This is a genomic window from Rhodohalobacter halophilus (genome assembly GCF_001715195.1).
Lineage (GTDB): Bacteria > Bacteroidota > Rhodothermia > Balneolales > Balneolaceae > Rhodohalobacter > Rhodohalobacter halophilus.
Genome location: NZ_MDWE01000071.1, coordinates 1 through 6,622, shown reverse-complemented (window position 1 = coordinate 6,622; position 6,622 = coordinate 1). Strand labels below are relative to the sequence as shown.

Annotated in this window: 3 protein-coding genes; 1 reads left to right on the top strand and 2 read right to left on the bottom strand. The window is 47.2% G+C overall.

The features are described 5' to 3' along the window. Positions 1–165: 165 nt before the first annotated feature. Complete coding sequence (locus tag BG260_RS13650; RefSeq protein WP_069133518.1) at positions 166–3,540, bottom strand: amidohydrolase family protein; 3,375 nt, start codon at positions 3,538–3,540, stop codon at positions 166–168. A 490-nt stretch (positions 3,541–4,030) separates the two neighbouring features. Between BG260_RS13650 and BG260_RS13645 the strand changes: the two genes are divergently transcribed. Continuing rightward, positions 4,031–5,686, top strand: a complete 1,656-nt coding sequence (locus BG260_RS13645) for a formate--tetrahydrofolate ligase (protein ID WP_069133517.1) — start codon at positions 4,031–4,033, stop codon at positions 5,684–5,686. A gap of 270 nt (positions 5,687–5,956) precedes the next feature. Here BG260_RS13645 and BG260_RS13640 read toward each other — a convergent pair whose 3' ends face one another. Next, positions 5,957–6,376 (bottom strand): DoxX family protein, encoded by a 420-nt coding sequence (locus BG260_RS13640; RefSeq protein ID WP_069133516.1) that lies wholly within the window; start codon positions 6,374–6,376, stop codon positions 5,957–5,959. Positions 6,377–6,622: the final 246 nt, after the last annotated feature.

Below are 6,622 nucleotides of genomic sequence, written 5' to 3'. Positions count from 1 at the left end.
CCAAAAATTATAAATCGAACTGGGGTTAATAAATTCATTCGATACTAATCAACACAAAAAAAGGACAGCCTGAACTTATCAAACTGTCCTTTTTCTGTAAACTTAAGAGATGGAAAAGACGCTGTCTGGAACAGGCTTCCGCCTGTGCGCTGACAGGTCATTATATTAATTTCCCATCATCTGCAATCCGGGTAATCCTGTCGGCTCGGGCGACTGAAATGGAAACGGTCCTGCGGTTTGCATTCTTGGCCACACCTCATTGAGGGTATCTCCATCATAGAGTCGTCCGTTCTTCATCACATACTGAATGGAATCTGTATTTCTCAAATTCTCCAGCGGATTGCGATTTAAAATTACCAGATCTGCCAGTTTGCCTACTTCAATAGAACCGACATCACCATCCAAACCGAGTGCTTCTGCACCCTGAATCGTTGCAATTCTCAGAGCTTTGTGCGGATCCATTTCGTCCCAGGCCATTGCCCAGAGCTCCCAATGGTAACCGAGCCCTTGAAGCTGACCGTGACTGCCAACGCCGTTAATTCCACCTTCGTCGTAGATATCCTCTACAATTCTGGAATGGCGATCCATCACATAGGCATCATCATGGAACCAGCCTGCACTTCTGCGCAGTGCCTTACTCTCAATTTCAGCCCGGGGTGTGAAATATTTCAGCTTTGGATTGTTAGCTGCATCCTCATGAGCATAGAAATAGTTTTCCGCCCACGGTCCGCCATATGTAACCAGCAGAGTCGGCGTATAGGCCATCTGCGACTCAGCCGTCACTTTCACCACATCACTGTACACCGGAGAGATTGGATAATTGTGTTCTTGCCCGGGGTAACCGTCAATCAGCATCGTCATGTTCAGCTTCATGTTGAGCGAGCCTTCTGTTGTTGGCATCAGCTCCTGCTCTTTGGCAGCCTGAAGAATCCACTGTCGCTGTTCCCGATTACCGGCCACATACATTTTGATCGTTTTGGTATCGTAATATTTGCTATAGCGGGTCAATACATCACGTGCTTCATCCAGGCTTTGGATATTCTCCGACCAGAATACTCCCGGTCCGGTTTGATAGATTCTCGGGCCGATGATATTACCTGCCGTAACCTGATCGGAATAGGTGATCAGATCGGTCGTACCGGTCTGGGGATCTCGAAGCGTGGTTACACCATACGCCAGATTGGCCAGGAATGACCAGATCTGCGGCTGATGCAGATTTCTGTACGGACGTACGTGTGCGTGGGTATCCACAAAACCCGGTACGATCGTTTTGCCACTCATGTCGCGAACTTCCGCATTTGACGGAATCTCAACAGATCCGCGCTCACCGACAGCCGCAATACGATTGTTTTCAATCAAAATATCCGCATTTTCGATAATCTCGTAGCCATTCATGGTAATCACCGTAGCACCGCGAAGTGCAAGCACTCCCTGAGGTGTGTCGCGATTGGCCATCACCTCAACCGTCAGCTCTTCAGCCTTGTAATCTTCCGGACGATCACTGTCCTCTTCACTATTCTCATCGGATTCATCATCCTCTGCTTCTTCCGACTCTTCGGCATCTTCATTTTCTACACCTTCAGCCTCTTTCTTCTCACGATCGTACTGCTCCTGTTCCCGCTTGCGCTCGGCAGCATCATCCAGATTGTACCTGAAGTGACCATTCCCAATTGACCAGTGAACAGTTCTTCCGTCCCAGCTCCATGCCGGGAATTGTCCGCCAATGTCCGTCAGCTTGATGGAAGGAAATGCCGCCCGATCCGGATTGGCAACGCTGATCGTTTGCGCTTCACCGGCTCTTGGAACCGTAACCGTGTAGATATCACTGCCAATTTCTGCCAACGCCTGATCCCCTTCCGGTGCCATCAGAATCGTTGAAGCTCTTGAGGGACTGCTTGATCCCGGAGCTGTTGGACCGGTCACACGAACATGCTCGCGCTCATCAGTTCCATCATACCGGATGGAGATCAACCCGCGCATGGTATGGTTCAGGAAAATCCGGTCGTTGTTTTTAATGAAGTGCGGATTTCTACGTCCATCGGTGCTTGCGATAAAGTTAGCATTACCGCCATCTGAAGGAATCCAGATCAGATCATCCGATGAAAACGGTACAAAAGGACCCGGTGCTGTGGTGAAGTTTCGCTCACTACCACGAACGGCAACAATCCGGTCCTGAGTTTTTGACCATGCCAGCTGCTGATAAACTCCGGATTGATTTGTCAAACGCTGAGCATTTCTTCGGCCATCGGCACGTTTGCGGTAGATATGTCCGCCTTCATCCGGATGCCAGGTTGCAAAAGCAATCCACCGGCCGTCGGGCGACCATGTAGGGAATGCCTCAACCCTATTTAGCTCCGTCAATTTACGCGGAGTTCCATCCGGAAGTTCCATCACGTAGAGATCATTCAGAACGGTGAATGCGAGCTTTGTTCCATCAGGTGAGGGAACCGCATCTCGAATCTGACGAACCACAAACTGCTCGGTGTCTTCAATCGGATACTTAAACTCCAAGCGCGGACCCAGCTCTATTTCGGTATCAATTTCAAAAGGAATTTCTACAGCTTCGCCTGCCGGATCGATCGGTACTTTCCAGAATTTACCGCCGTAAGTGGTAATCACGTGCTGATTGTCCGGTGTGAACGACATGGTTGGAAGCACATCGCGTGTTGCCCGGCTCTCCTGATCATCCCGCTGGATCGGGTAGGCCAGCCAACGCTCTTCACCGGTTTCCAGATCACGTAATACCAATCCCGTCTCATTTTCATGACGGGTTCCGTAGACCAGCCACTTCCCATCCGAAGAGAGAGTTGGGCGGAAAGCTGACCCTGTCCGGGCTGTCTGGGTGTGTCGTTCACCTGTTTCCAGATCCACTTTGGCAATTTGATACTGAGGAAGAATAGCGTTGTAGCTCCAATCACCCGATCGTTGTGAAAACCAGAGATATTGATCATCCGCACCAAATGCCGGCTCAATCGTTTTCATGTTGTTTGGCGTATCCATGAATTCCGTTCCATTCCCGCCATCCACATGATACATCCAGAGTTTATGCACACCGCTTCTCAAACCGGTGCGTGCCGCAATGATGTAGTTCCCATCCGGCGTAAAGATCGGTGACTGCATTCGGTAATTATTTCCGCGGGTTCGCTGTTCTGCCTCCATCGTCTCCAGATCCAGAATCCAGACGTTATCCCCGCCGCTACGGTCAGAAATAAACACAACTTTATTCCCGTCCGGACTGTAAGATGGCTGAGTATCAAAACCCATTCCGTGAGTCAGTTGCACAGCCTCTCCCCCTTCGATGGGCAGCTCAAAGAGGTTGCCCATAAATTCAAATATCATCTTCTCTCCGGATGGGTGAATATCCAACGACATCCACGTTCCTTCATTCACCTGAAGATGAACAGATCGGTCCGGTTCTATTTGTAAATCTTTATGGCTCGGTTCTTCTTCCCCTTGTGCTGACTGGCCCATTGCAAGAGACGCAAAGCCAAACAGCACCGAAAAAAGCGCCAGCGAAAGCATTCGTATCAAATTCTTCATCTTGTTTGATTGGTTTGAGTTGTGGTTTGTTGAATAAAAGCTTAGACGTTGAAAGGTATGTAGTCGATACAGCACTCCCCTCCTGTGTAAGGAGGGGCTGGGGTGGTAGTCTACAGTTTCAGAACTTTAATTAAATCCAGATTATCTCAACCTCCCCTTAATCCCCTCCTTCGAAGGAAGGGAACTTTAAATTCAACTTCTAAATAAAGAACATAATAAATGAAACCAGGCTTATTTGTAAAAATGATGCCGAATTCAGGGATTCCCTTAAGACATCTGCATCTGAAAAGTTTTATTATAAATGCAATCGTTCGATTTGAGAGTGATTTGAACACTTTGATATAAACATGAGATAATATTTTATACACCCCATTATTAGGTATTACAAATTTTTTTGACGCTGTCAGGTACCGAATGATTTCGGCACGCTGACAGGTCGTGTCGAATCAAACTGTAAAGAAGAAAAAAATAAAAAACGGAGCTGCAAAACATGAAGAGACCTACAGAGGGCGGGTTGAAGCACATGAGAGATTTCATGGCTGAACTGAATCTGCAAGAGGACGAATTTGAGTTTTACGGAAAATACACAGGAAAGATCAGGCTCAATGCCCTGAAGAATCGTGAAAAGGAATCGGATGGAAAACTGATTCTGGTTACCGCCATCACACCCACCCGCGCCGGAGAAGGTAAAACACTGACCAGTATTGGGCTGGGCCAGGGACTACAGAAAATCGGGAAAAATGCGATGATTACTCTGCGTGAGCCATCCATCGGGCCTGTTTTTGGAATGAAGGGCGGAGCCACCGGAGCCGGAAAATCGGAAGTGTTGCCCATGGAACGGATCAATCTTCACTTTAACGGAGATATGCATGCCATCACAACGGCACATAATCTGTTGGCAGCCATTGTAGACAACCACCTCCATCAGGGGAATGATCTACAAATCGATCTGACTCGACCGGTGTGGAACCGTACACTCGACATGAATGAACGCGCCTTACGAAACGTGGTAATCGGTTTGGGCGGATATCCGAACGGAGTACCGAGAGAATCCAATTTTATCATCACAGCCGCATCCGAAATTATGGCCGTACTCGCACTGGCTGAAAACCGAAAAGATCTCAAACGACGCCTCGGAAATATGATTATCGGTTATACTCGAAGTGACGAACCGGTTCGGGCAAAAGATCTTCAGGCAGAGAAATCCCTGGCAGTGGTTCTGAATGAGGCAATTATGCCAAATCTGGTTCAGACCACTGAGGGAGTTCCCGTTCTGGTTCACGCCGGACCGTTCGCCAATATCGCCCATGGAACCAACAGCGTCATCGCCAACCGTATGGCACTCAAGTTTGCTGATTATGTTGTAACCGAAGCCGGATTCGGAGCTGATCTCGGAGCTGAAAAATTCTTCGATATCGTGGGGCGGCAGACCGGCATTTTTCCATCGGCCGTGGTCTTGGTTGCTACTGTAAAAGCGCTGAAATGGCACAGCGGTGTGGGTATGGACGACATCAACCAAGAGGATGTAACCGCACTTGAAAAGGGAATCGTAAATCTCGAAAAACACATCGAGAATGTACGGAAATTTGGAGCGAATGTGGTTGTGGCCATTAACAGGTTTGATGACGACACCGACAAGGAGATCACATGGATTCAGAACTGGTGCAAGCAACAAGGCGTGGCCTGTGTCCCCCATACAGCATTTAAGGAGGGTGGAAAAGGAACCGCAAAGCTGGCTAAAGAGGTTGTGAAAGCGGCAGAAACGCCTTCGGATGTTAAACCGATTTATGATGTTGAGCTTCCGGTTGAAGAGAAGATCAAAACCATCGCAACAGAAATTTACGGTGCGGATGAGATCTACTTTGAAACGAAGGCTGAAAAAGAGCTCTCAAGATTCAAGCGGATGGGCTACGACAAGCTGCCGGTCTGCATTGCCAAAACACAAAGTTCACTGAGTGATCAGAAGAATAAACTGGGGGCTCCCAAAGGCTGGACGCTGACGGTGACAGACATCCGCCTCTCCGCCGGAGCTGAGTTTCTGGTGGTTGTCTGCGGAAATATGATGCTGATGCCCGGCCTGCCCAAAGTCCCTGCCGCCTACAACATGGATGTGGATGAAGAAGGGAATATTTCGGGATTGTTTTAAATCTAGAGTGGGTAATAAACCCCTTCACTTGAAGTCATTTCCCCTCCTTTCAAAGGAGGGGATTAAGGGGTGGTTCTAGATTATTTAAATTTGTCCAGAATTATAAAGATGAGCCGTGGCAACTTCGGTTTTTAATATTTAAGAAAAGTTCAGATGCTGTCAGGATCCGTCTACCGGCGGAACGCATACAAGTCTGACATTTCTGCTTTCAAAACAAAACCCCTCCACTCTTTCGAATGAAGGGGTTTTTTGTTGATAGTTACATCTCAGTTAATCACTGTCACCGGAACCACCCATCTTCGCATCGATGGAGTAACTGCCGCTGCCCATGATTGCAAGTGAAATGGTAATGAGCAACATCAAAATATCTACTCTAACACCTGCACTGGAAATATCAAAATCAGCAAGTTTTGTTGTAAAAATTGCGACCACCATAATGAATGCAAGCAGCAGGTTCGGAATACGAGCCTTAAATCCAACCAATACCATTAAGCCTCCGACGAATTCTGTCAATGCCACTACCCAAGCCATAATTCCGGCCATTGGAATACCAAGGTTTCCAAAGAAGCCCTGGACACCTTCTATTCCGTTCAATTTTCCCCAGCCGGCTACAACAAAAACGATACCTACACCAATTCTGAGCAGTAACAATGCAAGATCATGATTTTTGGAAAGTGAAGAATTACTCATAACTATCTCCGTATTATTAGGTTTAAACGTTTAACATCAAAACACTTCCATAAGTTAATCTGAAAGTTGAAATTTCCAAATTGTCAATTTTAATCGAGTTGAGGAATACTATTTATTCATCTTATCAAAAAAGTTGAACTATACATTCATGGGTACTATATACGAGATACGAGCTGGGAATTTATTCCCGGATTCAATATAGTCACATCTAAAACAGCTGAGAGATGGTATTTCTATTTAAAGTGG